Raw genomic sequence first — 23,885 nt, forward strand, 5'->3', positions numbered from 1 at the left:
TGTTATGACAGTTGGTGAGGAGTAACGGGTAAATGGCGCGTGTTATGGCCAATCAATCTGCTAAAGGCGGCGTTGTCCGCTCTATTCCCAACCGTAAACGGGCGGAACGTCACGGCTTTTTCAGCCGCACGGTTCTGATCGGGGTCGGGCTGGCGGTCGGCGGCTGGGTCGCCGGCAGCCTTGCCACCATGCACGGTCTGGCACTCACCAAGGCTGATCGTCCTTTGTCCGCACCGCTGGCCGCACAGGCCGCCGAGATGCGCCCCGCACCCATTGCCGGGGCAAAGATGGTTCATGCCGTCAAGTTCAAGCGCATTGCGCCTGCTGCCGACAAGGCCGAGCGGCTGACCCATGCCGAACTCGCTTACCGCGCCATCAACCGGCCGGATGCCGATCTGGTGCGCGAGCGCCTTCAGGCCGCCGTCAAGATCGAAGAAGAAAACCGCCGTATCGCGTCGCTGCGTGAAAAGCGCCCGGATGCAAACGCCATCCGCGCCGCGCTGACCGTCGCCATGGCCGATACCATGACCGTTGCGCCGAAGACGGACGTTGCCTGGGATGAGCCGCTGAAGCCGTCCGTCGAGGTTGCCTCGGTCGATGTGGATACGATCCGCATCATCGAACAGGCGGCTGTCGAGGAAACCGTGGCGGAAGCCGGTTCCGGTTCGCTGCCGAATGTCGGGCCGCTTCCCGTGCGCCGTCCGGTGATTGCCGCTGTCGCGCCGGTAACAGTCGCAAGCGTTGCGCCCGCTGCTGTCGCCAAACCCGCTCGTGTTGCAAAGCCTGCGCCGGCCGTTGCCCAGGAAGAAGAGCCCGCCACCAAGGCGCTCGCCTTCGCTCGCCCGGAAAACCCGATGAAGAGCGCCGGTCGCTCGGTTCCGTGGCCGGATCGCGGCACGAAGATCGCCGTCTATGACATCACCAACGGTGTCGTGCATATGCCGAACGGCCAGAAGCTCGAAGCCCATTCGGGTATCGGTGAAATGCGCGACAATCCAAAGTTCACCCATGTCAGCATGCGCGGCCCGACGCCGCCCGGCACCTACAAGCTGTCGATGCGCGAAAAGCTGTTCCATGGTGTCGCCGCTATCCGCCTGACGCCGACCGATGGTGTGGCGCCCAAGGGTCGCACAGGCCTTCTCGCCCACAGCTACCTGCTGGCGCGGCGCGGCGATTCCCACGGCTGCGTGGCGTTTGCCAACTATCCGCAGTTCCTCAGCGCCTTCCAGCGTGGCGAAGTAACCCATATGGTCATCGTCGAGCGCCATGACGGTCGCATCCCGACACTGGCCATCGCCCGCAACGAGGACAAGCCGAAGCGCACGTTGATCGACTATATGCGCGGCGAAGGCACCGACTGAAATCAGCCGAGAACCGCGTGGATGGCGCGCAGAAAGATGCGCGCGCCCACCGGAATGAGTTCATCGGGAAAATCGTAATCGGAATTGTGCAGGGCGGGGTGGTCTTCGCCCGCGCCAAGGAAGAACATCGCCGAGGTGGAGACATCGGCGAAGCGACCGAAATCCTCCGAGGCCCGCATGGTTTCCCCTTCGCTATGGGGAACCCCTTCCGCCTCGAGCGCCGCCGTGAGCAGCGCGACCGCGTCAGGGTGGTTGACCGAAGCGCGGAAGACATCATGGTTTTCGAAGGCGATTTTCAGCCCGTCGCGTACGGCGGCCTCTCTCGCCAGCGTTTCGGCGGCGGTCAGCAGCGCCGCCATGCCCGCATCCGTCTGGCTGCGCAGGGTCACCCAGATCTCTCCATTCGCCGGTGAAATGCCGAAGGCCGGTTCGCCTATCTTGACGTGCGTGATGGTCGCCAGCGTGAAATCGCCGGTCTCCAGCGTGCCCCGGCTGAGGCCGATCAGCGCCGGGATGATCGAGGCGATGGCACCTGCCGGCGAAAGCCCGGTCTGCGGTTGGGCGGCATGGGCCGTTCGGCCGGTGAAGACGATCCGGAGCCCCTGCGAGGCGCAATTGGCGGTGCCGGTCTTCAGCCAGACATGGCCGCGCGGCACGCCCGGCATGTTGTGCAGCGAAAGGGTGATGTCGGGCCTGGCGCCGATGAACTTGTGGTCGGCGATCATGGCGGCAGAGCCAGCGCCGGTTTCTTCCGCCGGTTGGAACAGAAGCACGGCACGGCCTCGCTTCGGGCGTTTTTGACCAAGTGCCAAGCCAACGGCGGCAAGGATCGCCATGTGCCCGTCATGGCCGCACATGTGGCCCTTGCCGGCAAATCCGGAGCGCCAGGCGGGCGTTCCTGTCTCGGCAATCGGCAGGGCATCGAGCTCGGCGCGGATCGCTACCGTCGGACCGGGCTCGTCACCATGATAGATGACTGCGACGCCGGTGCCGCCGAGGCCCGCGATCACCCCGTCCGGCTTCGTATGCGACAAGAAGGTAATCACCTCCCGTGCCGTCTCATGCTCGTCGCCGGAGACTTCGGGCATGGCATGCAGCTTGCGCCGCCACGCGGTGACGGCATCGAGATCGGAGGCGGTGAACGGCATGATGATGTTCCTGCGGCAGGGTAGGCTATCGACTGACAGAGAAGACGTTCAGCCGGAATGGCAGACCGCTTCGATGTTGTAGCCATCAGGATCGATCACGAAGGTGGCGTAATAGTGGGGATGATAGGCCTGGCGAATGCCGGGCGGGCCGTTGTCCGTGCCGCCGGCGGCAATGGCGGCAGCGTGGAAGGCATCGACCTCTTCGCGGGTTGTCGCGCTGAATGCGAAGTGCGGCAGCGGCATGGCAGGAGGCTTTTCGACAATCCAGAAATCGCCGCCGGGATCGGAGCCCTTGCCGTCACCGAAGCCTACGGCATCGCCGAAATCCTTCTGTGGCTGATAGCCGAGTGTGGCCAGAACGGCAGTGTAGAACGCCTTGCTGCGGGCGATATCCGAAACCGCGATGGACAGGTGGTCGAGCATGCATATCCTCCTCTTTCTCAGGCTTTTTCCACGAAGCCATCCAGAACCCGTTTCTGGCCGGCACGGTCGAACTCGATGGTGAGCTTGTTGCCTTCGATCGCCGTCACGTTGCCATTGCCGAACTTCATGTGGAACACCCGGTCGCCGACGGTGAAGCGCGAGGGCTGGTCGGCCACGGATTTTGCCACCAGTTCACCCTCGATGGTGCGGGCGCGCGGGCCGCTCTCGCCGTAACCGATGCGCTCCACCGCATGGCCGGAGCGGTTGCCCCAGTTGGTGCGGGTGGCTTCGGTGCGGTTTTCCTGCGCGCGCTTCCAGCCCGGTGTCGAATAGGTGTTGGCGAAGGGCTCGGCCTTGTCGAACCGTGACTGGCCATAGCCGCCGCGTCCGTAACCGCCATAGGACGTCTCGGGTTCTGCGACATCGACATGGCTTGCCGGCAATTCGTCGAGGAAGCGCGAGGGCAGCGTCGATTGCCACAGGCCGTGAATGCGGCGGTTGGAAACGAACCAGATGTGCAGCCGGTGTTTGGCGCGGGTGAGGCCGACATAGGCGAGGCGGCGTTCCTCCTCCAACCCGGAGCGACCGCCTTCGTCCAGCGCGCGCTGGTGGGGGAAGAGGCCTTCCTCCCAGCCGGGCAGGAAAACGGTGTCGAATTCCAGCCCCTTGGCCGAATGCAGCGTCATGATCGAGACGGCATCGAGGTTTTCGTTCTGTTCGGTGTCCATGACCAGCGAGACGTGTTCGAGGAAGCCGCGCAGGCTTTCGAAAGCCTCCATGGAACGGATGAGTTCCTTGAGGTTTTCCAGACGCCCCGGTGCCTCCGCCGACTTGTCGTTCTTCCACATGTCCGTGTAGCCGGACTCCTCGAGGATCTGCTCGGCGAGGTCGGTGTGCGGCGTGTTTTCGAGCAGCGACTGCCAGCGGCGGAAATCCGTGACCACATCGAACAGTGCCTTGCGCGCCTTCGGCTTCAGCTCGTCGGTATTGACGATATCGTCGGCGGCGGCCAGCATCGGCAGGTTACGGGCGCGGGCATAGTCGTGAAGATTGCGGATCGTAGTATCGCCCAGACCGCGCTTCGGCGTGTTGACGATGCGTTCGAAGGCAAGGTCGTCGGCCGGCTGGCAGACAAGGCGGAAATAGGCCATGGCGTCGCGGATTTCGAGGCGCTCGTAGAAGCGCGGGCCGCCGATGACGCGGTAATTGAGGCCGAGCGTGACGAAACGGTCTTCGAATTCGCGCATCTGGAAGGAGGCGCGCACGAGGATGGCCATGTCGTTCAGCTTGTGTTGCTTGCGCTGGAGCTGTTCGATTTCCTCGCCCACGGCGCGGGCTTCCTCTTCCGAGTCCCAGGCGGCGTGAACCTTGACCTTCTCGTCGTCAGGGTCCGTGCGGTCGGTGAAGAGTGTCTTGCCAAGCCGGCCTTCATTATGGGTGATGAGGTGGGAAGCGGCCCCCAGAATATGGGCTGTCGAACGGTAGTTGCGTTCGAGGCGGATGACCTTGGCGCCCGGAAAATCCTTTTCGAAGCGCAGGATATTGTCCACCTCCGCACCACGCCAGCCATAGATCGACTGGTCGTCGTCACCGACGCAGCAGACGTTCTGCGGCTCGCCCTTGGGGCGCTGGGCGAGCAGGCGCAGCCACATATACTGCGCGGTGTTGGTGTCCTGATACTCGTCCACCAGGATATAGCGGAAGCGCTGGTGATACTCTTTCAGAAGATCCGGGTTCTTCTTGAAGATGGTGATCGGGTGCATCAGCAGGTCGCCGAAATCGCAGGCGTTCAGGCTCTTCAACCGGGCCTGATAGGCCGCGTAGAGTTCGCGGCCCTTGCCATTAGCGAAGGCGCGGGCATCGCCCTCGGGAATTTCGGCTGGGCCGAGGCCCTTGTTCTTCCAGCCGTCGATCATGCCGGCGAACTGCTTGGCCGGCCAGCGCTTGTCGTCCAGCCCTTCCGCCTGGATGAGCTGCTTGATGAGGCGGATCACGTCATCGGTATCGAGAATGGTGAAATCGGACGTCAGTCCGGCAAGCTGGCCGTGGCGGCGCAGGAGCTTGACGCCGATGGAGTGGAAGGTGCCGAGCCAGGGCATGCCTTCCACCGCGCCGCCGACGAGAAGCGCGATGCGCTCCTTCATCTCGCGGGCGGCCTTGTTGGTGAAGGTCACGGCAAGGATCTGCGAGGGGAAGGCACGTCCAGTCGAGAGAATGTGGGCGATGCGGGTGGTCAGAACGCGGGTCTTGCCGGTGCCTGCGCCGGCCAGCACCAGAACCGGGCCTTCCAGCGTTTCCACCGCCTCGCGCTGTTCCGGATTGAGGCCGGAGAGGTAATCGGGGGCTTCGCGGCTGCGCTCGCGGGCGGCCAGCGCACGCGCGGCGATGCCGCCACCGGCGGGCTGTTGCTGCTCGGGCCGCTTCGGCGGTTCGTCCTCGAAGAAGGGAATATCGTCGTAACCGTTCATCATGCGGCTCAATGTAGTGATTCGGGCGGCAAAGACCAGTCAAGACGTTCTGGTTTTATTCCGATCCCCTTGAAAGCGTACGTACTGCGTGCCGGCGGCTTTATTACGGCGTATGAAATTTTGGTAATGAAAGTCAACGTGACTTGTCCCGGTCATCAAACTGACCATACTTCCCGGCACAGGGTCCGTGGCAATTGGCGGATGCCGCATCTGCCTTGTCCAGCGTGACATTTGAAATACGGAGAAGAGTACCCATGAGTTTGCGCAGGCAGATCCTCATAAGTCTTGCCGTGCTTGTCGGCGGGCTCTGTCTGTGGCTCTTTCTATCGCCTGCGGCGCCCGCCGTGCTGGCCCGCGTTGGTGTGCCTGACGGTGTGATCGCCGTGCTGCCGAAGAGTGGTGATGGCGCAAAACCCGCAGAAGGCGCCGGGCAGGGCGGTGCCCAACGCGGCGCCGGCGCACCTCTCGTGCTGACTGCGGCCGTCATCGAGGACAAGATCAACGACCGGCTTTCGGCCATCGGCACCGGCGAGGCGATCCAGTCCGTTGCGGTGACGTCGCAGGTGGTGGGTCCGATTGCCGAGGTTCTGGTGAAATCCGGTGACCGGGTGGAAAAGGGCGCGCTTCTGGCGCGGCTCGACAATGCAGAACAGATCATTGCCCGCGATCAGGCCAAGGTGGCGCTCAGAAGCGCGACCGAAAAGGCGAATGCCTATGGCAACATGACCTCCAGTATGGCGCGGCTCGACGTGTTCAACGCGAAGATTGCCGTCGAGACGGCGGAACTGGCGCTTGAAACGGCGGAACTCAACCTGAAACGCCGCGATATCGTGGCGCCGATTTCCGGTGTGGCCGGTATCGTCACCATCAATCCGGGCGATAATGTCACCACCCAGACGGTGATTGCCACGGTGGACGACCGTTCCGAGCTGCTGGTGGATTATTGGGTGCCGGAGCGTTTTTCCAATGTTCTGGCTATCGGCCAGCCGGTCGAGGCGTCGCCTGTGGCGCAGCCCGGCAAGGTTTTTCCTGGCGAAGTCGCTGCGATCGATAACCGCATCGATCAGGCGAGCCGCACGCTCCGGGTTCGAGCCCGCATTCCCAATGTCGATGACGTCTTGCGCGCGGGCATGGCCTTCTCGGTCGGCATGACCTTTGCCGGCGAGGCCTATCCCGCCGTCAACCCGCTATCGGTTCAGTGGGATTCCAACGGCTCCTACATCTGGCGCGTCAACAAGGATATGAAGACGGAAAAGGTCCGTGTGCGCATCGTGCAGCGCAACCCCGACAGCGTGCTGGTCGAGGCCGATCTCAAGATCGGTGATCCGGTGGTGACCGAAGGCTTGCAGCGGGTGCGCGAAGGCGGCGAAGTGCGCCTGCCCGGTCGCGAAAGCAAAACGGAAGGCGGAACCGACCGCCTGGCGGTGAAGCAATGAGCGCAAGCGGGGCCCGTCACGCCGAAGCCAAGGCGCACTTCACAGCACTTTTCATCCGCAGGCCCATTCTGGCCATGGTGCTGAATGCGCTGATCGTCGTGGCCGGCCTTGCCGCGCTTGCCGGGGTGGAAGTGCGCGAACTGCCCGATGTCGACCGGCCTATCGTGACGGTGACGACGACCTATACCGGCGCTTCGGCGCAGACCATCGAACAGGAAGTAACGAAGATCATCGAGGGGGCGGTGGCGCGCGTCTCCGGCCTCAAGTCGATGTCTTCCAGTTCCTCGTTCGGGCGCAGCCGCGTGACGCTGGAATTTTCCGACAAGATCGATGTGAATGTGGCCTCGACCGACGTGCGCGATGCCGTGGGGCGGGTGCGCAACAACCTGCCTGATGACGTAGACGAACCGCAGATCGTCAAGACGGATGCCGATTCCGACGCGATCATGCGCCTGGCCGTGACCTCGACCACGCTCAGCCGCGAGGATCTGAGCCAGCTTGTGGACGACCGGATTTCGGACCGGCTGGCATCGGTCGATGGCGTGGCGGACGTACAGGTCTATGGCGACCAGACCAAGACGTTCCGCATCGATGTGGACCAGTCGGCACTCGCCGCCCGCGGCATGACCATCGCCAACCTGTCTGCGGCGCTGACGGGCGTTGCGCTCGATGTGCCGGCGGGGTCGATGACGAGTTCGACGCAGGATATCGTCGTGCGCGCCACGGCGACCATCGAAACGCCCGAACAGTTCGCGCGCCTTCTGATCGGTGACAATGTGCGCCTTGGCGATGTCGCCGCAATCACGCTCGGGCCGGATACGAATTCGACCGTGCTGCGTTCCAACGGCCGGGTCGGCATCGGGCTTGGGATCATTCGTCAGGCGCAGTCCAACACGCTGTCGATCTCGAACGGCGTCAAAGCGGCGGTGGCCGAAATCACCCCGACGCTGCCGGAAGGAACGCAGCTCGTTATCACCAGTGATGACGCCGTGTTCATTCAGGGCTCCATCGATGAGGTGGTGAAGGCGCTGATCGAGGCGTCGGTCATCGTGATCGCCGTCATTTTTCTCTTCCTGCGTGACTGGCGTGCGACGCTGGTTCCCGCCGTCACCTTGCCTGTGGCGTTGATCGGCACCATGGCCGCCGTTTATCTCGCGGGCTTCTCGGTGAACATTCTGACGCTGCTCGCCATTGTTCTTGCCACCGGCATGGTGGTGGACGACGCCATCGTGGTACTGGAAAATATCGTGCGCCGCCGCTCGGAAGGGCTCGGGCCGCGTGCTGCCGCTGTGCTCGGTACGCAGGAAGTGTTTTTCGCGGTCATTGCCACGACCTTCACGCTGGCCGCCGTCTTCGTGCCGCTCTCCTTCCTGCCGGGGCAGGTGGGCGGGCTGTTCCGTGAATTCGGCTTCGTGCTGGCCTTTGCCGTGCTTCTGTCGTCCATCGTGGCGCTGACGCTCTGCCCCATGCTCGCCTCGCGCATGCCGGCGGTGGATGAGGAAGGGCATCAGCGGGGGCTGATCGGTCTGTTCGGCCGTGGCTTTGCAGCGGCCTACCGCCGCACCCTGGCTGGCTGCCTGCGCGCGCCGCTTGTCGTCATCTCCGTTTGCCTGCTGGTATCGCTGGCGGCGCTTGCCACGTTCCTGGGCGTGACCAGCGAACTCATGCCGCGCGAGGATCGCTCCATGGTGATGGTGCGGGTCAACGCGCCGCAGGGCGTCAGCCTCGATTTCACCCGCGACCGCATGCAGCGCATCGAGGAAAATCTCCAACCGCTCGTGCAGTCCGGCGAGATCCGCAACATCTTCTCGATGACCGGCATGAACAACAGCAACAATAGCGGTTTCATGGTGCTGACGCTGGCGCCGTGGGAAGCGCGCGAGCGCAACCAGAACGACATCGTGCGTGACGTGCAGCAGGCCGCAAACCGCGTGCCTGCCTTGCGGGCGACGGTCATGCAACCGAATTCGCTTCGCATTCGCGGCGCGGGGTCCGGCCTCCAGTTCGCGCTGGTCGGTAACGATACGCCGCAGCTTCTGACCGCTGCCGAAAAGCTGGTGCGGGCCATGGACGAGAGCGGCCGTTACGACACGCCGCGCCTCAACAACGATGCCACGCAGGCGCAGCTTTCCGTCACCATCAACCGCGAGCGGGCCTCGGATCTGGGCATCAATATTGCCGGCCTGTCGCAGGCGCTGCAATCCCTGCTGGAAGGTCGTTCGGTGGGCGATGTCTTCCTGGAAGGCAAAGCCATCCCGGTCAAGCTGACGTCCGATATGCGCCCGATCGATGATCCGACCGATCTGGAAAACATCTTCCTCAAGACCGGCGATGGCAAGATCGTGCCGATCTCGACCATCGCCTCGCTCACGGAAAAGTCCGTGGTGCCGACGCTCTCGCGCGAACAGCAGCTTTCCTCCGTGGCAATTTCCGCCGGGTTGAAGGATGGCGTGGCGCTGAGCGCGGCGCTGGAGGAGGCAAAGGTTCTGGCCGCACCGCTTCTGCCGCCCGGCGCGCGACTGGTGCCGCTGGCGGAGGCCGCTACCCTTCAGGAGAATTCGAGCGGCATGGCGCTGACCTTCGCTTTCGCCATCGTCATCATTTTCCTCGTTCTCGCCGCCCAGTTCGAAAGTTTCCTGTCGGCGATCATCATCATGGTCACGGTGCCGCTGGGGCTGGCCTGCGCCGTCTTCGCGCTGGCGCTCACAGGGTCGAGCCTCAATGTCTACAGCCAGATCGGGCTGGTGCTGATTGTCGGTGTCATGGCGAAGAACGGCATTCTTGTTGTGGAATTCGCCAACCAGCTTCGCGATCAGGGCGAAAGCGTGCGCTCGGCCATTGAAAAAGCCGCGAGCATCCGCCTGCGCCCGGTCATGATGACGATGATCTGCACCATCCTGGGCGCTGTGCCACTGGTTCTGGCCAAGGGGGCAGGGGCGGAAGCGCGCATTGCGCTCGGCTGGGTTCTGGCGGGAGGACTGGGGCTTGCCACCGTCGTCACGCTCTATCTCACCCCCGTTGCCTATCTGCTGCTCGCCCGCTTCTCCAAGCCGCGCGTGCATGAGGAAGAGCGGTTGGCGAAGGAGCTTTCGGACGCCCGTCTCGCGGCGGCTGAATAGACCTGAATGGTCTGGACAACTCTGGATTTCCGGCGCATATCGGCTGCCGAACGACGTTGAGTTTCAAGGGGGCGGCGGTGGTCGTTTCCAGTCCAGGAGTTGGTTTATGACGGTCAGCAATGTGAAGGCGGGTCCGCGCAACGAGGCGGGGATTTCGGCGGTTCTCGGCATCCTGAAGCAGGCATTCGGAGAGCGGTTCCAGACCGGTCAATCCTTCCGTGAACAGCATGCCCATACCGCGACGGGCCTGAAATCGCAGCTTCCCGACGGCGTGGTTTTCGTCGAGAGCGCAGAGGATGTGAAGGCCGTCGTCAAGGTCTGCGCCGAACATCGCGTGCCGCTGGTGCCGTTCGGCACGGGCTCTTCTCTGGAAGGTCAGGTGAATGCGCCAAGCGGTGGCATTTCCGTGGATTTCACCCGCATGAACCGCATTCTCGCGGTGAATGCCGAGGATCTCGACTGCACGGTCGAGCCAGGCGTAACCCGCGAACAGCTTAACGAATATCTGCGCGACACCGGTCTGTTCTTTCCGATCGATCCCGGCGCCAACGCTTCCATCGGCGGTATGGCCTCGACCCGTGCTTCCGGCACCAACGCCGTGCGCTACGGCACGATGAAAGACAACGTTCTGGCCGTGACCGCCGTTCTGGCGAATGGCGAGGAAATCCGCACCGGGCGTCGCGCCCGCAAGTCGTCCGCCGGGTACGATCTGACGCGGCTCTTCGTGGGGGCGGAGGGCACGCTTGGCGCGCTGACCTCGATCACGCTCAAGTTGCAGGGTATTCCGGAGCTCATCGGCGGCGGTGTCTGTGCTTTTCCGGACGTCAAATCCGCCTGCGATGCGGTGATCATGACCATCCAGATGGGTATTCCGGTTGCCCGCATCGAGTTGCTGGACGATATTCAGGTGCGCGCCTGCAACGCCTATTCCGGCCTGACGCTGCCGGAAAAGCCGACGCTTTTCCTCGAATTCCACGGCACCGCAGATACAGTGCCGTTGCAGGCCGACCAGTTCCGCGACATTGCCATGGAGTTCGGCGCAGAAGATTTCGTCTGGACTTCCGATCCGGTCGAGCGCGCGAAGCTGTGGAAGGCACGGCATAACGCCTACTGGGCGTCCCGTGCACTCGCACCGCAGCTCGATGGCTTCTCGACCGACGCCTGTGTGCCGATTTCGCGGCTGGCTGAATGTGTGGCCGAAACCCAGGCCGATATTCTGGAGCATGGCTTGCTGGCGCCCATCGTTGGCCATGCCGGCGACGGCAACTTCCACACCCTGCTGCTTTACGATGGCAAGGACCCGAAGGAAGTGGAAAAGGTGGAGGCGTTTGTGGAGCGTCTCGTGCACCGCGCCATCGCGATGGACGGGACCTGCACCGGGGAGCATGGCGTGGGGCAGGGCAAGGCCGCCTATATGGACGAGGAAGTCGGCCCGGCGCTCGATACGATGCGGGCGATCAAGACGGCGCTCGATCCGCAAAACATCTTCAATCCGGGCAAGATTTTTCCACAGGATTGAGCCTGGAGGATAAAAACGCTGAACTGTGCCGGGCAAGGTTGGTTACGCCTTGCCTAAGGCCTGTCGGAGGATAGGGCATCTGCGTTCGCGCGACGTTGCGAAAATGCTCTATCCTTTTGTTTTTTGCGCATTTCCGGACGCAAACCGTTTAACACTTTTGCCGGAAATGCTTTAGTCTACCGACATAATTTTCGTAAACTCCGGTGGTAGCAAGAGATTTGCGCCCGGCCGGGCTATTGTGACAATGCGAGGACGGACGTGCTCGGAAGGGTTCTGGTAACGCTGGGCGGGCTTTTGGCGACAGTGCTGTTTGCGGCACTGCTGGCGCCCTATTTCGTGGACTGGACGAATTTCCGCACGGATTTCGAACTTCAGGCAAGCCGCATCTTCGGCAAGAAGGTGACGGTTCACGGCAAGGTCGAGGCGCGCATCCTGCCGTTTCCGTCCGTGACCATGAATGATGTGCGTGTCGGGCAGGATATCGACGGTTCGCCCATCGTGCAGATTGAACGCTTCTCCATGGATGCCGAGCTTGCGCCGTTCCTCTCCGGCGAAGCGCGCATTTTCGACATGCGGATCGACAAGCCCAAGGCGCGGGTTCGCGTTCTCGCCGACGGGCGGCTGGACTGGATGCGGGGCAGCGCGCCTGCGGTGCCGGCGAAAACCGTGGTTCTGGAAAACGTCAAGATCACCGGTGGCAGCATTGAATTCATCGATGCGCAATCGGGCCGCGTGCGGCAGGTCACGGGTCTCGATGCGGCCATGTCCGCCCATTCGCTGGCCGGTCCCTGGCGCGTGGAAGGCTCTGCCGCCGTCGATGGCGAGAAGGGTCGCTTTACGCTTTCGACCACGGAGCTTGCCGACAAGGCGACCGGGCTCGGGTTGCGCGCGAAGATCATTCCGCAGGCGCATCCGGTCGAGGTCGAGATGGACGGTGTTTTGACCATCGAGGAGGCCCGTCCGATCTACAAGGGCACCTTTGCCGCAGCCCTGACCGGCGGTGAGGACAAGCAGCCACAGCCGCGCGTCAAGGGCACCTTCGAGTTGACCAACGAGCGTGTGCGCGTGCCGGAATACAGGCTTGAGATCGGTGCCGCCAATTCGCCTTATCAGGTGACGGGCGAGGCGACGCTTGATGTCGGCACCAAACCGGAATTCCTGCTCAAGGCCGAGGGGCAACAGATCGATGTCAACGATCTCGGTACGAACGGTCCGACGGCCAAGACGGGCCGCCAGCCGGAAGGCACACTGGAACGGCGGCTTCGGGCGCTGATCTCCGTGGCGTCCGCCATTCCGGTGCCGCAGGTCGAGGGCAAGGCGACGCTGCGCCTGCCTGCCGTTGTTGCCGGTGATACGACGTTGCGCGACATCCAGCTCGATGTGCGGCCTTCGGGTACCGGCTGGATTGTTGATCGCGCCGTTGCCGTCTTGCCGGGGCGCACGCAGGTGGAGGCCTCCGGTCGCCTTCGCCTGGTGGATGAGCCGACCTTTGCCGGTAACCTGCTGGTCGCGTCGGCCCAGCCGACGGGCCTTGCAAACTGGCTGAACGGTGCCGTCGATCCCGCGGTGCGCGGCCTTTCGAAGGCCGGCTTTTCCGCTGCCGTCAGCCTGTCGGAGACGCTGCAACGCTTCGAGCGGCTGGAACTCGTCGTGGGCGAGAGCCATTTGAAGGGTCGTCTGGAGCACCAGTCGATGAAGGGGCATACGCCTTCGCTGTCTGCCGATCTGAAGGGCGAGTTGCTTGACCTTGACGAAGGGCGTGCGCTCCTGGCCCTCTTCGGCTCCGGCGATCTTCTGGCGAACCATGAGATTGCCGCCAAGCTCGATCTGGCCCGTTTCACGGCAGACGGGGTTGACGCGGAAAACGTGGATGCGGTGCTGACGCGGGCGGATGGCGTGGTCGATATCAACCGGCTGTCCATCGGTAATCTGGCAGGTGCCTCCATCACGCTGCATGGTCAGCCGCTGGCGGGTGTTCTCAGCGGCTCCGTTCGTGCCAGCGATCCGCAGTCCCTGTTCCGGTTGCTGCGCGAGCGGCTGCCTGCGCATCCTCTGCTGTCGATGCTGGAGCGGAATGCGAACTACTATGCCAATCTCGACCTCGCTGTTGAGGCAGGGCCGGTGCCGCGCGATGACAAGGCCGTGCAGGTGCGCGTCAATGGCACGGCGAACGGCTCGCGCATCGGAACCGAGCTTCAGTTCGACATGTTCGACAGTCTGGCGCTGCTTGGCGATGCTGCGCCGAAGCTTCGGCTCGATGCGACGCTTGAGAACACCGACACGACGATCCTGCTTGGACAGGCCGGCCTTTCGCCCCTGCCTTTGGAGGCGGATGGGGCCGGGCTTCTGGCCGTGACGCTGAAATCGGACGGGCGCAAGCCTGCCGATACATCGGTCAGCTTCTCTACAGACCAGACCCGGTTCCAGATCGATGGCGCCTTCTCGCTCAATGGCGCGGACTTTGCCCAGGGTGAAGGGACGGTGCAGCTCGAAAGCGAGAATATCGAGCCCTACCTCACCATGAACGGCCTCGTTCCGCCGCAGTTCGGCTTCAGCCTTCCGACGAAGCTGACGGGCAAGGTGTCTGTTGCAGCAAACCGGATTGGTCTGTCCGGGCTGGAAGGACATGTGGCGGACAATCCCGTTTCCGGGCAGTTGACCCTGTTCACCGGCGATGGGGTGCCGAAGATCGATGGCGCCTTGAAGCTTGGGCAGGTCGAAATGCCCTGGCTTGCCGAAGCCATGTTCGGCCCGATTGTCGATCCTGTGTCGGGTGACTTGCCGGATGCTGCACTCGGCAAGCCGCTGGCCGGTAATTCCGAAATCACGCTGCAACTGTCGGCTGACACGTTTGATCCCGGCCGACTGGGCATTGTGACCGAGGCGAGCGCTCGTCTTGCCTACCGCTCCGGCACGCTGGAACTTAGCGATGCCAAGGGCAAGTGGCTGGGCGGTACCCTCTCTGGTGGGCGCATGACGCTTGCCAATGGTGGGGGCGACGGCATTTTGCGGTTCGGTTTCGACCTGGCGGGCGCGGATGTTGCGGCGCTGGCCTGGAAGCGCGATGGCCGGGCGATTGCCGCAGGGCGTTTCGACCTGACGCTTTCGGCTGAAAGCACGGCGCCGAACCTTGCCGGCCTGCGTTCCGGCCTTGGCGGATCGGGGATCGCGCGCTTCACGGGGCTTGCGGTCGACGGCCTCAATCTCGACGTGATGGGGCCGCTGGTGACGGCCGCTGACATGATGCAGGGAGAGATTACCACGGCCAAGATCGCCCCCATTCTGGAAACGCTGGTGGTCAACGGGCGGACAGATCTGGGCGCGGTCTCCCTGCCATTCCAGATCGCCGATGGCGAATTCAGGGCGCAGAGCGTGATGTTTGCTACGCCCAAGGGCCAGATTTCGGCCGATGGACGGCTGCGGGCCGATACCGGCGTTCTCAACGCCACGCTGGAACTGGCCTTCAATGCCGGCGCGTTCGCCGAAGGCGGGGCGACGCCGGGTGCGCGGCTGCATTTCGATGGCCCTGTTGCCGCGCCGGCACTCAGTGTGGATGTGTCGGAGAGCGCCAACTTCCTCTCGCTCAGGGCTTATGAGCGTGAGCGGCGGCGTGTTGAACGCACGCAGGCGAATGTGATGGAAAAGCAGCGGCTGCGGCGTGAAGCAGCCCTCTACAAGTTCCGTGACGAGGAACGCAAGGCGGAAGCCGCCCGCATTGCCAAGGCGAAGGCCGATGCCGAGGCAAAAGCCCGCGCGGAGGAGGATGCGCGCCGCGCGGCCGAGGAAATCGGCAATCCGGTGCCCAGCCAGATGCCGGTGCCGGATCGCGAACGCGTCATCCAGCGGCCCCTGCCGCCAGCCAGCGCCGCACCCTGACGGCGGCTCCCGATGAAGGCGTCCTGATCGCTTCGATCAGACCCAGGCGGTGCGGTCGCCGAACGGCGTATCTTCCGAGAAATTCACCGTGCCGATCCGCTCGCTTTCGCCGGCCAGTTTTTCGCTGGCATAGGAGACGGGCTTCTGGGATTGGCTGGCACTTGCCGAAGGCTTCTCGCTTGCCTGCTTTGCGGCGGCCTGTGCCTTGGCGAGTTCGGCCTTGAGTTCGGTGATTTCGTCCTCAACCTCCTGCTTTTCCTCATCCGTCTTCGCGGAGGAGAGTTCGGCCTGCTTGGCAGCGATCTGCGACTGAAGCTCGGCCACCGTGCTGCTGCTATCGGACGACGAGGTGGTGGATGTCGCAGAGGACAGGATGGTGGAGACGCTGGAAACGGATGAGATGTTGGTCATGGAAAGTCTCGCGGACGTTGGAGCGAGCCGCTTCATGCAGCCGGTCCGGGCAATCATTCACCCGATTATGTGGGAATATTTCCCACTTTTCATAGAGGCACTCTAGCCCTGATTGGTAAATGAAAGATTGCGGCGGGGGAGGCTGGTTTTAACGGGCCTTCAGCCAGTTCAGCACATGGATGCGCAAGGCGGAGGAGAGATTGCTTTCGGTCTCGCGGGCGTCATCGATTTCGGCAATGAGGGCGGCAATGGAAATGTGCCGCGCATCTGCGATCGACTTGAGTTCGCTCCAGAAAGCGTCTTCCAGCGACAGGCTGGTGCGGTGTCCGTGCAGGGTGATCGAGTGTTTGCGGATCATTGCGGGACGTTTCCGTTGGTGGTTCGACGGAGAAAAGCCGCTCATGTCACGGGTGAGGGGCTTGGCAAATTGATTCAGCTTTTGCAGCCAAGTGCCTGTTCCGGGATTCATTTCCGGTCAGGGCGGAGTGTTATTCCTCGCTATCCTTGCCTTCGAGGCGACCGGCATCCAGCTTGCGGCGTTCCTGCTCGTTCAGCGCCTTGGTGAGCTGCTTTTCGGCCTTGGTGCGCCCGAAGCGGATGCGGTTTTCCTCCGCCTGACGTTCCTTCTCGGTTCGGGCATTCTGCTTGCGGAACTGGCGCAGATTGACGATGTCGGCGCTCATGCTTGTCTCCGGATGTGCAAAGGGCGGCTCGGTGCCGCCCTTCCTGTGTGCTTACTGCTTCTTGCGGAAGGCATCGAGGGAAACGACAGAGGCTTCCTTCTTCTCGCCTTCCTTGACCTCGCCTTCCTCGGCCTTTTCGGCGGCAGGCGGCGGCGTGTAGGCGGCGATCTCGGCGAGGTTGTCCTCCTCGTCGGCATCCTCGCCCGTCAGCGGCACGTCGAACTCAAGCTCGAAATTCACCGAAGGATCGTAGAAGCCGCGAATGGCCGCGAAGGGAACCGTCAGGCGTTCCGGCGTGTCGGAGAAGGACAGGCCAATCTCGAACAGCGCATCCGTTACCTTCAGATCCCAGAACTGGTGCTGGATGACGATGGTCATCTGCTCCGGATACTTGGTCTTCAGGTGCTGGGAAATGCGAACGCCGGGCGCGCCCGTCAGGAAGGTGATGAAGAAGTGGTGGTCGCCGGGCAGACGGCCCGTGGCGGCGACTTCAGTCAAGACCTTGCGGATGACACCCCGCAGCGCGTCCTGTGCCAGAATGTCGTAACGGATGTGATCCTGCCCCATGCGCTCCTGTCTCTCTTCTCGTTAACGGATTGGTGTGCCGCTTATGACATGGGCGACCGCTTGGGGAAAGCCCGTCGCTTCGCTCAAATCACTTGTACTATTCATACATCCGTCGCGGTTTGATGGAAAGCGCTCTATCCAAGTTCGAGCGTCGTGATGCCCGCTGGTGTTCTTTCCGGCGCTTGCGGGGCCGGGCCACGGACCATGCGGGCCGTCACAAAACCCTTTTCGAAGCCGGATTTTTCCAGAAAGGCGGAAAAAGCGATATTGGGCTCCGGCACGTCGATATGCAGGATTTGCCCCCCGGCACGGGCCGCGAGTGCCGCGAAAAGCCGTTCGGCACCTGCATCCCTCTCGGCAAAGAGGGGGCCGATCTTGCAGCCTTCGCGGCATTGGCGAATCGTGCCGTACCCCGTGATCTTCCCGTTTTCGACAAGGGCCAGCGTCGTGCGTGGCGATGCCGTCCAGCGTTTCAGGAAGGCCGTGCGGCTGGCCGGGAAAAAGCGCCGGTCGAATTGTTCGAGTTCGGGCAACAAGGCGGGGGGCACAGTGATGACGCCATCGTCCGCGCTATTGCCGGCTGTAAACGGGCCGCTCCAGCGCCAGGTGCGATAGTGCTCGATGAAGCCCGACTTGCGGTAGTTTTCCTGCTGGGCCGGTACGCCGTCGAGCCCGATGCCGAGACCTTCCAGATGCGCCATGCCGGCGTCCCAGACCTGCTTGCCGTAACCTTTCCCGCGAAAGCGGGGGTGGCTGATATAGAGGCCGATGAAGCCGAAACCGTTGTCATAGGCGATGGCGGCAATAGCCGCTGCCAGTTTGCCCTCCACGAAACAACCGATGAAGCCTTCGGGATCGGCGGCATGAAAGGCTTCGGCGTCGGCCAGCCCCGGATTCCAACCCTCGTCGCCGGCCCAGTTTACCAGGGTTTCCAGTTCGACCGGGGTCAGCGGACGGATCACCGGTGCCGAATCAGTCATGGGAAAGCATCGTCTGCGGTGCGAAACTTTCCAGAAGGCCGGTGTAGGGTTTTCTGACCGGCGTGGCATAAGGGCCGCGCTTGGCGGTGGAAAGTTTCAACGAGATCAGGGCCTCGGCCTGCTTGACCGCAGCGGCAACGCCATCGACCACCGGCACGCCGAATTCGCGTGCAAGGTCGGCAGCGAGATCCGCCATGCCGGCGCAGCCCAGCACGATGGCTTCGGCCCTGTCTTCGCTGAGGGCTGCGGAAATTTCCGTTCGCAACCGGTCTCGCGCGTTGGAGTTCGGATCCTCCAGCGAAAGCACCGGGATGTCCGCTGCCCGTACATTGCAGCGGTCCTTCATGCCGTAGCGCTCCACCAGTGCTTCCAGCGGAATACGCGAACGTTCCATGGTGGTGACCACGGTGAAGCGGCGGGCGATGAAGGCGGTTACGGCCAGTGCTGCCTCGCAAATGCCGATGACCGGAATGTTCGCCATGGCGCGGGCGGCATCGAGGCCGGTATCGTCGAAGCAGGCGATGATGGCGGCCTGGGCGCCGGCCTTTTCGCCCTTGGCAATCTCGAGGAGGAGGCCCGGAACGGCCAGCGCCTCGTCATAATAACCTTCGATTGAGGCTGGCCCCATGGTGGAGGTGGCCGCGACGATTTCTGTTCCTACGGCTGCCACGCTCTTGGCGGCGTGGGCGGCGGTTGCCGTCATGGTGGCTGTGGTGTTCGGGTTGACGACGAGGATCTGCATGGGACTTTCAGGACTGCTTTCAGCCGCGGGCACGACGGCGATTGATGGCGATGATGATGCCGAGCGTGCCGGCGATGACGATGAAGGAGAAGAAGGTGGTGACGGCGCCGAGTGCATATAGCACAGGTGTCGTGACATTGGTCGTCATGCCATAGATTTCAAGCGGCAGGGTGTTGTAGGTGCCGGACGTCATCAGCGTGCGGGCGAACTCGTCATAGGAAAGCGTGAAGCCGAACAGGCCGACGCCGACAAGGCTCGGCAGGATCATCGGCAGGACAACATTGCTGAAGGTCTGCCAGGCGCTGGCCCCGAGATCGCGGGCGGCTTCCTCATAGGATGGCGAGAAGCGGTTGAATACCGCGAACATGATCAGCACGCCGAAAGGCAGCGTCCAGGTGAGATGGGCGCCGAAGGCCGAGGAATACCAAGCCGGCTGGATGCCCACCTGATTGAAGATCACGCCGATGCCGAGCGAAATGATGATCGAGGGCACAACGAGGCTGGCGACGACCAGATAGAACAGCGGCGTACCGCCCGGAAACTTGCGGCGAAAGGCAAGACCGGCCAGCAGCGACACGATGACGGTGACGACCATGACCATGAAGCTGAGCGAGAAGGAACGGCGGAAGGAGCCGCCGAAATCGCCGACTGCCTGCTGTTCGAACAGGTTGTAGAACCAGTGCAGCGAGACGCCGTTGAGCGGAAAGGTGAGGCCGCCATTCGGCCCCTGAAAGGCGAGAATGAGGATCGCCGACAGGGGGCCGTAAAGGAACAGCACGAAGACGGCGAAGAGGGCGGCGAGGATATAGAATTCCCAGGTGCGCTTTTCGTGGCTCATCTTTTACAGCTCCTTGCGGATATCGACGATGCGCAGGATGCCCGCGACCATCAGGAGGACGAGGACCAGCAGCACCACGGCATTGGCGGCGGCGGCGGGATATTGCAGCAGGGACATCTGGTTCTTCATCATCAGCGCGACGGAGGCGCTCTGGCCGCCGGACATGACCTGAACCGTCGAGAAATCGGCCATGACGAGGGTGACGACGAAGATGGAGCCGATGGCCATGCCGGGCTTCGACAGCGGGATGATGACGTTGGTGAGGATCTGCCAGCCGGAGGCGCCGGCATCGCGGGCGGCCTCCACCAGAGCGCGGTCGATGCGCATCATGGTGTTGAAGATCGGCGTGACCATGAACAGCGTGTAGAGATGCACCATGGCGAGCACCACGGCGAAATCGGAATAGAGCAGCCACTCGATTGGTCGGGCGATGAGACCCATCTCGATGAGCGAGGAGTTGACGAGGCCATTTCGACCGAGCACCGGGATCCATGAGATCATGCGGATGATGTTCGAGGTCAGGAACGGCACGGTGCAGACGAGAAACAGCACTGTCTGCATGGCGCTGGTCCGGATGTGGAAGGCCAGGAAATAGGCCACCCAGAAGCCGATGAACAATGTCAACGACCAGACGAGGAAGGTGTATTTCAAAGTGTTCAGATAGGTCTTCCACGTCACCCACGAGCCCAGCGTCTCGGTGTAGTTGAAGGTGACGAAGTCCGGATACATCTGGGCGAAATCGTAATCCCAGAAGCTGACGACCGCGATCATCAGGATGGGCAGTGCCAGGAACGCGCCGAGAATGACCGTCAGCGGTGCGGCCTGAAGCCAGGAAATCAACATGGGCGGCAGGCGAAGCGGTGGTTTTTCAGGTGCTTCGACCTGAGCCACTTTCGGCGGCGGAACGACCATCGGCATCGTGTGCATCTCCCTGTCTGGGCTTCGAAAATTGGGCTGCCCCTTGGCCGCCCATCACGGGGCCGGGGAAGCCCCTCCCCATGGCGGGGAGGGGTCGGGGAGGAGAAAACCTCCCGGCATTGTCATCAAGCGGCGATGAACTCGTTCCAGCGACGGACCATGTAGCGGTCTTCGTCCATGACGGAGTTCCAGCAGGCGACCTTGCCCATACGTTCGACGAAAGAGCCGCCATCGCGCACGGCGCCGGCCTTTTCCATCACCTTGCCTTCCGGCGAGACGATATCGCCCTGGGCAGGCTTGCCTTCGATCCAGTAACCCCACTCGTCGGCGGACATATGTTCCTTGGCGGTGTCCATGCAGGCAGAGTAGTAGCCCTGACGGTTGAGGTAGGCGCCGACCCAGCCGGACGTGTACCAGTTGATATACTCATAGGCAGCGTCGAGCTGTGCGCCCTTGAGGTGCGAGGCGAGGCCGAGACCGCCGCCCCACGAGCGATAGCCTTCCTTGAGCGGCTGGTACTTGCAGGCGATGCCCTTGGACCGCACAGCAGCGACGGCAGGCGACCACATGGACTGGATGACGACTTCGCCGGATGCCATCAGGTTCACCGATTCATCGAAGCTCTTCCAGAAGGCGCGGAACTGGCCGGCCTTCTTGATCTCGATGAGGAAGTCGATCGTCTTGTCGATTTCTTCCTTGGTCATGTTGCCCTTGTCGGCATATTTGATCTTGCCGGCAGCTTCCATGATCATGGCAGCGTCCATGATGCCGATGGACGGGATGTTGAGGATCGAGGTCTTGCCCTTGAAGGCCGGGTCGAGAATATCGGCCCAGGTGGTGATTTCACGTCCGACGAGGTCCGGACGGATGCCGAGCGTGTCGGCGTTGTAGATGGTCGGAACCATCGTGAACCACTGGGTTTCTTCCTTGGCGAACTTCTTGTCGCCGGGTTTTTCGACGTAGCCGACCGTGTGCGGCGCAGTGCCCTGCGCGATGACGCTGTCGGGCGTCAGCTTGCCGTTCTTGAAGAGCGGAACGATCTTGTCGTAGTATTTCAGCTTCTTCGTATCCATCGGCTGGATGACGCCGGCGGCGAAGACCTTCTTCAGGATCCAGTATTCGATGTCGGCGATATCGTAGGAGTTCGCCTGGGTGACGGCGCGCTGGGCAGCGGCGTCGGAATCGGTCGCGGTCATTTCAAGCGTGATGCCGAGGTCGGCCTTGCACTTCTCGGCAATGGCGTTGATGTTCGAAACGCCCGTGCCGAACTGGCGCAGCGTGATCTTGCTTTGTGCCCAGATGGTCGGGAAGCCGGTGATGGCGCCCGAGCCGGCCGCGAAGCCGGCCGCGGCAGCGCCGGTCTTCAGAAGCGAGCGGCGGGTCAGGCCGCCCTTGTTGCCGGTGTTCTCAGTCATGCGAAGTTCTCCTTTTCGGCGACTGTGGAAGGGTGATTTCAGTGCTGGATGCGACCGAGAACGATGGCGTCGTCGGCATTCCAGGAAAGCGGCACGGCATCGCCCGGCTTGACGGGCGTGGCGAAATATTCGGTGTCGGAAATGATGACGGTGAAGTCCTCGACGCCGGCGCCGTTCACGACGATCTTCACGCTCGAGCCGCGATATTCGACGTTCTGAACGATGCCGGTGAAGCCGAGGCCGGCATAGGCCGTCTCGCGCAGGCGAACGCGATCGGTGCGCACGGCAATGTCGGCGGCCTCGCCGATCTCTCCCTTGCCGTCGATGGCCTGGAAGCGACCGCCGCCATTGACCTCGATGGTGATGCCGTTTGCGTCCGTTTCGACCGTGCGGCCCGAAATGACGTTGTGATCGCCCATGAAACGGGCAACGAAGGCGGTTGCGGGGCGCTCGAACACGGTGCGCGGGCTCGCGGCCTGTTCGATGCGGCCGTCATTCATAACCACGATGATGTCGGCGAGCGCCATCGCCTCTTCCTGGCTGTGGGTCACGTGGACGAAAGTGATGCCGAGCGAGGTCTGCAGCTTCTTCAGTTCGGCGCGCATGCGGATTTTCAGGAAGGGGTCGAGGGCGGAGAGGGGCTCGTCGAGGAGCAGTGCTTCCGGATCGGTAATCAGGGCGCGGGCCAGCGCAACGCGCTGCTGCTGGCCGCCGGAAAGCTGGGCCGGGCGGCGGGTCGCATAGGGTTCGAGCTGCATGAGTTTCAGCATGTCGAGCGCCTTGCGGCGTCGCTCCTCCTTCTCGACGCCCTTCATCTTCAGGCTGAAGGCGACGTTATCGACAAGGTCGAGATGCGGAAACAACGCGTAGGACTGGAACATCATGGCGGTGCCGCGGCGCGCCGGCGGCAGGTCCGTCACCACCTTGGAGCCAAGGCGGATGTCGCCGCTCGAAATGCTTTCATGGCCGGCGATCATGCGCAGCGTGGAGGTCTTGCCGCAGCCGGACGGCCCGAGAAGGCAGCAATAGCTGCCCGCGGGTATCTTCAGGCTGATCGCGTGGACGGCTGTCGTGTGCCCGTAAATCTTCGAGACAGAAGCGATGTCGATTTCGGCGGCTTTCGTCATGGTCACCCCTCTAGTGCTGGCCATGACAATGCAGGCGCCGTGCCAGTTTGCGGTGGCCGCGAAGCGGAAAAGGCAGGCAATGGGGGTTTCGTCAAAAATGCGTGATTAACAAATTGTTTTCAAACACAGAAAGCTTCGTGCACTTTTTTTGCGCTGCGAAGGACGTGCGGGTTCGAAATGATTGCCCGCGAAAGAGGTGCTGATGGTTTGAACAAACTTGCGTCAATGCGTGCACAAAAAACGAGTTTTGTGGCCAATAAATTTTCACATGATGTGCAATATTGCTTTCAATTGAAAACGAAACCATACGCAGATTGTCGACAATATCGTTTCCGATTGTTGACAATTCTCCTGCGCGTCGATGACGGTAAATGAGGGAAGGTGGAGGTTTCTGTTGCCAGGTACCTCCGAACCCCGCCTCAAGGGGCTAACCGAGAGGGCTTAGAGCGGAATTCCCGCACCGCCATTAGGCAGCGAGAGCGTATTCCTTAGCGTTGTTGTCGTTTGCAACTACACTTGTGACCCGATAACGGCGGTATCATGCCGAGCGAAAGTCCAATCTTTACACCCTTGTCGATCCTATTTCGCCCCCATCAGAAGCAGGCCTTCCCATGAAGGTCCGCCGGTTTCTGGTGGAGGCGCCGGGTACCGCCCCCGGGTCCAATAGGCTTATTACAAAGGCCGTTTATCGCCATAGCCGGATCAAGTCCGGCACGATCCATATAGGGTGTTCTTGCGCCCGTGAAAAGATGCCGCGGCGCTTGAATGTAAAAAGAAAACCCCAATCCTTGACGGCGCGCGAAGCGTGACTCATCTTCTCTACCGGAGCGGGGGCCTATTTGATGTCGCCTGGC

18 protein-coding genes and 1 other RNA gene are annotated in these 23,885 nt (G+C 62.4%); 5 read left to right on the top strand and 14 right to left on the bottom strand.

Annotated elements, in window-relative coordinates:
* Window positions 1-32: 32 nt before the first annotated feature.
* Complete coding sequence (locus GGQ66_RS18475) at window positions 33-1,361, top strand: DUF2778 domain-containing protein (protein WP_183794378.1); 1,329 nt, start codon at window positions 33-35, stop codon at window positions 1,359-1,361.
* A 2-nt stretch (window positions 1,362-1,363) separates the two neighbouring features.
* Here GGQ66_RS18475 and GGQ66_RS18480 read toward each other — a convergent pair whose 3' ends face one another.
* From GGQ66_RS18480 to GGQ66_RS18490, 3 genes are read right to left on the bottom strand one after another with little or no spacing between them, the layout of a single operon-like run.
* Window positions 1,364-2,509, bottom strand: a complete 1,146-nt coding sequence (locus GGQ66_RS18480; RefSeq protein ID WP_183794380.1) for an amidohydrolase — start codon at window positions 2,507-2,509, stop codon at window positions 1,364-1,366.
* 48 nt (window positions 2,510-2,557) lie between these two features.
* Window positions 2,558-2,932: a VOC family protein gene (locus GGQ66_RS18485; RefSeq protein ID WP_183794382.1), complete on the bottom strand. Its 375-nt coding sequence runs from the start codon at window positions 2,930-2,932 to the stop codon at window positions 2,558-2,560.
* A gap of 17 nt (window positions 2,933-2,949) precedes the next feature.
* Window positions 2,950-5,403: an ATP-dependent helicase gene (locus GGQ66_RS18490; RefSeq protein WP_183794434.1), complete on the bottom strand. Its 2,454-nt coding sequence runs from the start codon at window positions 5,401-5,403 to the stop codon at window positions 2,950-2,952.
* A 251-nt stretch (window positions 5,404-5,654) separates the two neighbouring features.
* On the opposite strand from GGQ66_RS18490, the gene GGQ66_RS18495 reads away from it, so the two are divergent.
* From GGQ66_RS18495 to GGQ66_RS18510, 4 genes are all read left to right on the top strand, one after another.
* Window positions 5,655-6,836 carry an efflux RND transporter periplasmic adaptor subunit gene (locus GGQ66_RS18495; protein WP_183794384.1) on the top strand — a complete coding sequence of 394 codons (1,182 nt, stop codon included), beginning with the start codon at window positions 5,655-5,657 and terminating at the stop codon, window positions 6,834-6,836.
* The gene (locus GGQ66_RS18500; RefSeq protein ID WP_183794387.1) at window positions 6,833-9,955 is read left to right on the top strand and encodes an efflux RND transporter permease subunit; all 3,123 of its coding nucleotides are present in this window, start codon (window positions 6,833-6,835) and stop codon (window positions 9,953-9,955) included. The genes GGQ66_RS18495 and GGQ66_RS18500 overlap by 4 nt, the downstream gene beginning before the upstream one ends.
* Window positions 9,956-10,061: 106 nt before the next feature.
* On the top strand, window positions 10,062-11,474 hold the full coding sequence (locus GGQ66_RS18505; RefSeq protein WP_183794389.1) for an FAD-binding oxidoreductase: 1,413 nt from the start codon (window positions 10,062-10,064) through the stop codon (window positions 11,472-11,474).
* A 258-nt stretch (window positions 11,475-11,732) separates the two neighbouring features.
* Window positions 11,733-15,350 (top strand): AsmA family protein, encoded by a 3,618-nt coding sequence (locus GGQ66_RS18510; protein ID WP_183794391.1) that lies wholly within the window; start codon window positions 11,733-11,735, stop codon window positions 15,348-15,350.
* 36 nt (window positions 15,351-15,386) lie between these two features.
* On the opposite strand, the gene GGQ66_RS18515 is transcribed toward GGQ66_RS18510, so the two are convergent.
* From GGQ66_RS18515 to ssrA, 11 genes are all read right to left on the bottom strand, one after another.
* Window positions 15,387-15,761, bottom strand: coding sequence for a hypothetical protein (locus tag GGQ66_RS18515; protein WP_183794393.1), 375 nt, complete (start codon window positions 15,759-15,761; stop codon window positions 15,387-15,389).
* Between the two features lie 148 nt (window positions 15,762-15,909).
* A complete protein-coding gene (locus tag GGQ66_RS18520) occupies window positions 15,910-16,119 on the bottom strand; it encodes a ribbon-helix-helix domain-containing protein (protein ID WP_183794395.1) in 210 nt (69 codons plus the stop codon).
* Between the two features lie 130 nt (window positions 16,120-16,249).
* Window positions 16,250-16,444: a DUF4169 family protein gene (locus GGQ66_RS18525; protein WP_183794397.1), complete on the bottom strand. Its 195-nt coding sequence runs from the start codon at window positions 16,442-16,444 to the stop codon at window positions 16,250-16,252.
* 51 nt (window positions 16,445-16,495) lie between these two features.
* Entirely contained in the window at window positions 16,496-17,011 is a 516-nt protein-coding gene (locus tag GGQ66_RS18530) for an SspB family protein (protein WP_183794400.1), read from the bottom strand.
* Window positions 17,012-17,145: 134 nt separating this feature from the next.
* Window positions 17,146-17,991 carry a GNAT family N-acetyltransferase gene (locus GGQ66_RS18535; RefSeq protein WP_183794402.1) on the bottom strand — a complete coding sequence of 282 codons (846 nt, stop codon included), beginning with the start codon at window positions 17,989-17,991 and terminating at the stop codon, window positions 17,146-17,148.
* Window positions 17,984-18,733 (bottom strand): aspartate/glutamate racemase family protein, encoded by a 750-nt coding sequence (locus GGQ66_RS18540; protein WP_183794404.1) that lies wholly within the window; start codon window positions 18,731-18,733, stop codon window positions 17,984-17,986. The genes GGQ66_RS18535 and GGQ66_RS18540 overlap by 8 nt, the downstream gene beginning before the upstream one ends.
* Window positions 18,734-18,752: 19 nt before the next feature.
* Window positions 18,753-19,571 carry an ABC transporter permease gene (locus GGQ66_RS18545; protein WP_183794406.1) on the bottom strand — a complete coding sequence of 273 codons (819 nt, stop codon included), beginning with the start codon at window positions 19,569-19,571 and terminating at the stop codon, window positions 18,753-18,755.
* Window positions 19,572-19,574: 3 nt separating this feature from the next.
* The gene (locus GGQ66_RS18550) at window positions 19,575-20,483 is read right to left on the bottom strand and encodes an ABC transporter permease (protein ID WP_183794436.1); all 909 of its coding nucleotides are present in this window, start codon (window positions 20,481-20,483) and stop codon (window positions 19,575-19,577) included.
* A gap of 131 nt (window positions 20,484-20,614) precedes the next feature.
* The gene (locus GGQ66_RS18555) at window positions 20,615-21,904 is read right to left on the bottom strand and encodes an ABC transporter substrate-binding protein (RefSeq protein ID WP_183794408.1); all 1,290 of its coding nucleotides are present in this window, start codon (window positions 21,902-21,904) and stop codon (window positions 20,615-20,617) included.
* Window positions 21,905-21,942: 38 nt separating this feature from the next.
* On the bottom strand, window positions 21,943-23,031 hold the full coding sequence (locus GGQ66_RS18560; RefSeq protein ID WP_183794410.1) for an ABC transporter ATP-binding protein: 1,089 nt from the start codon (window positions 23,029-23,031) through the stop codon (window positions 21,943-21,945).
* Window positions 23,032-23,411: 380 nt separating this feature from the next.
* Window positions 23,412-23,783, bottom strand: a transfer-messenger RNA (tmRNA) gene (gene ssrA, locus GGQ66_RS18565).
* Window positions 23,784-23,885: the final 102 nt, after the last annotated feature.

It is taken from the genome of Allorhizobium borbori, assembly GCF_014196535.1.
In the GTDB taxonomy this organism is placed as follows: Bacteria; Pseudomonadota; Alphaproteobacteria; order Rhizobiales; family Rhizobiaceae; genus Ectorhizobium; species Ectorhizobium borbori.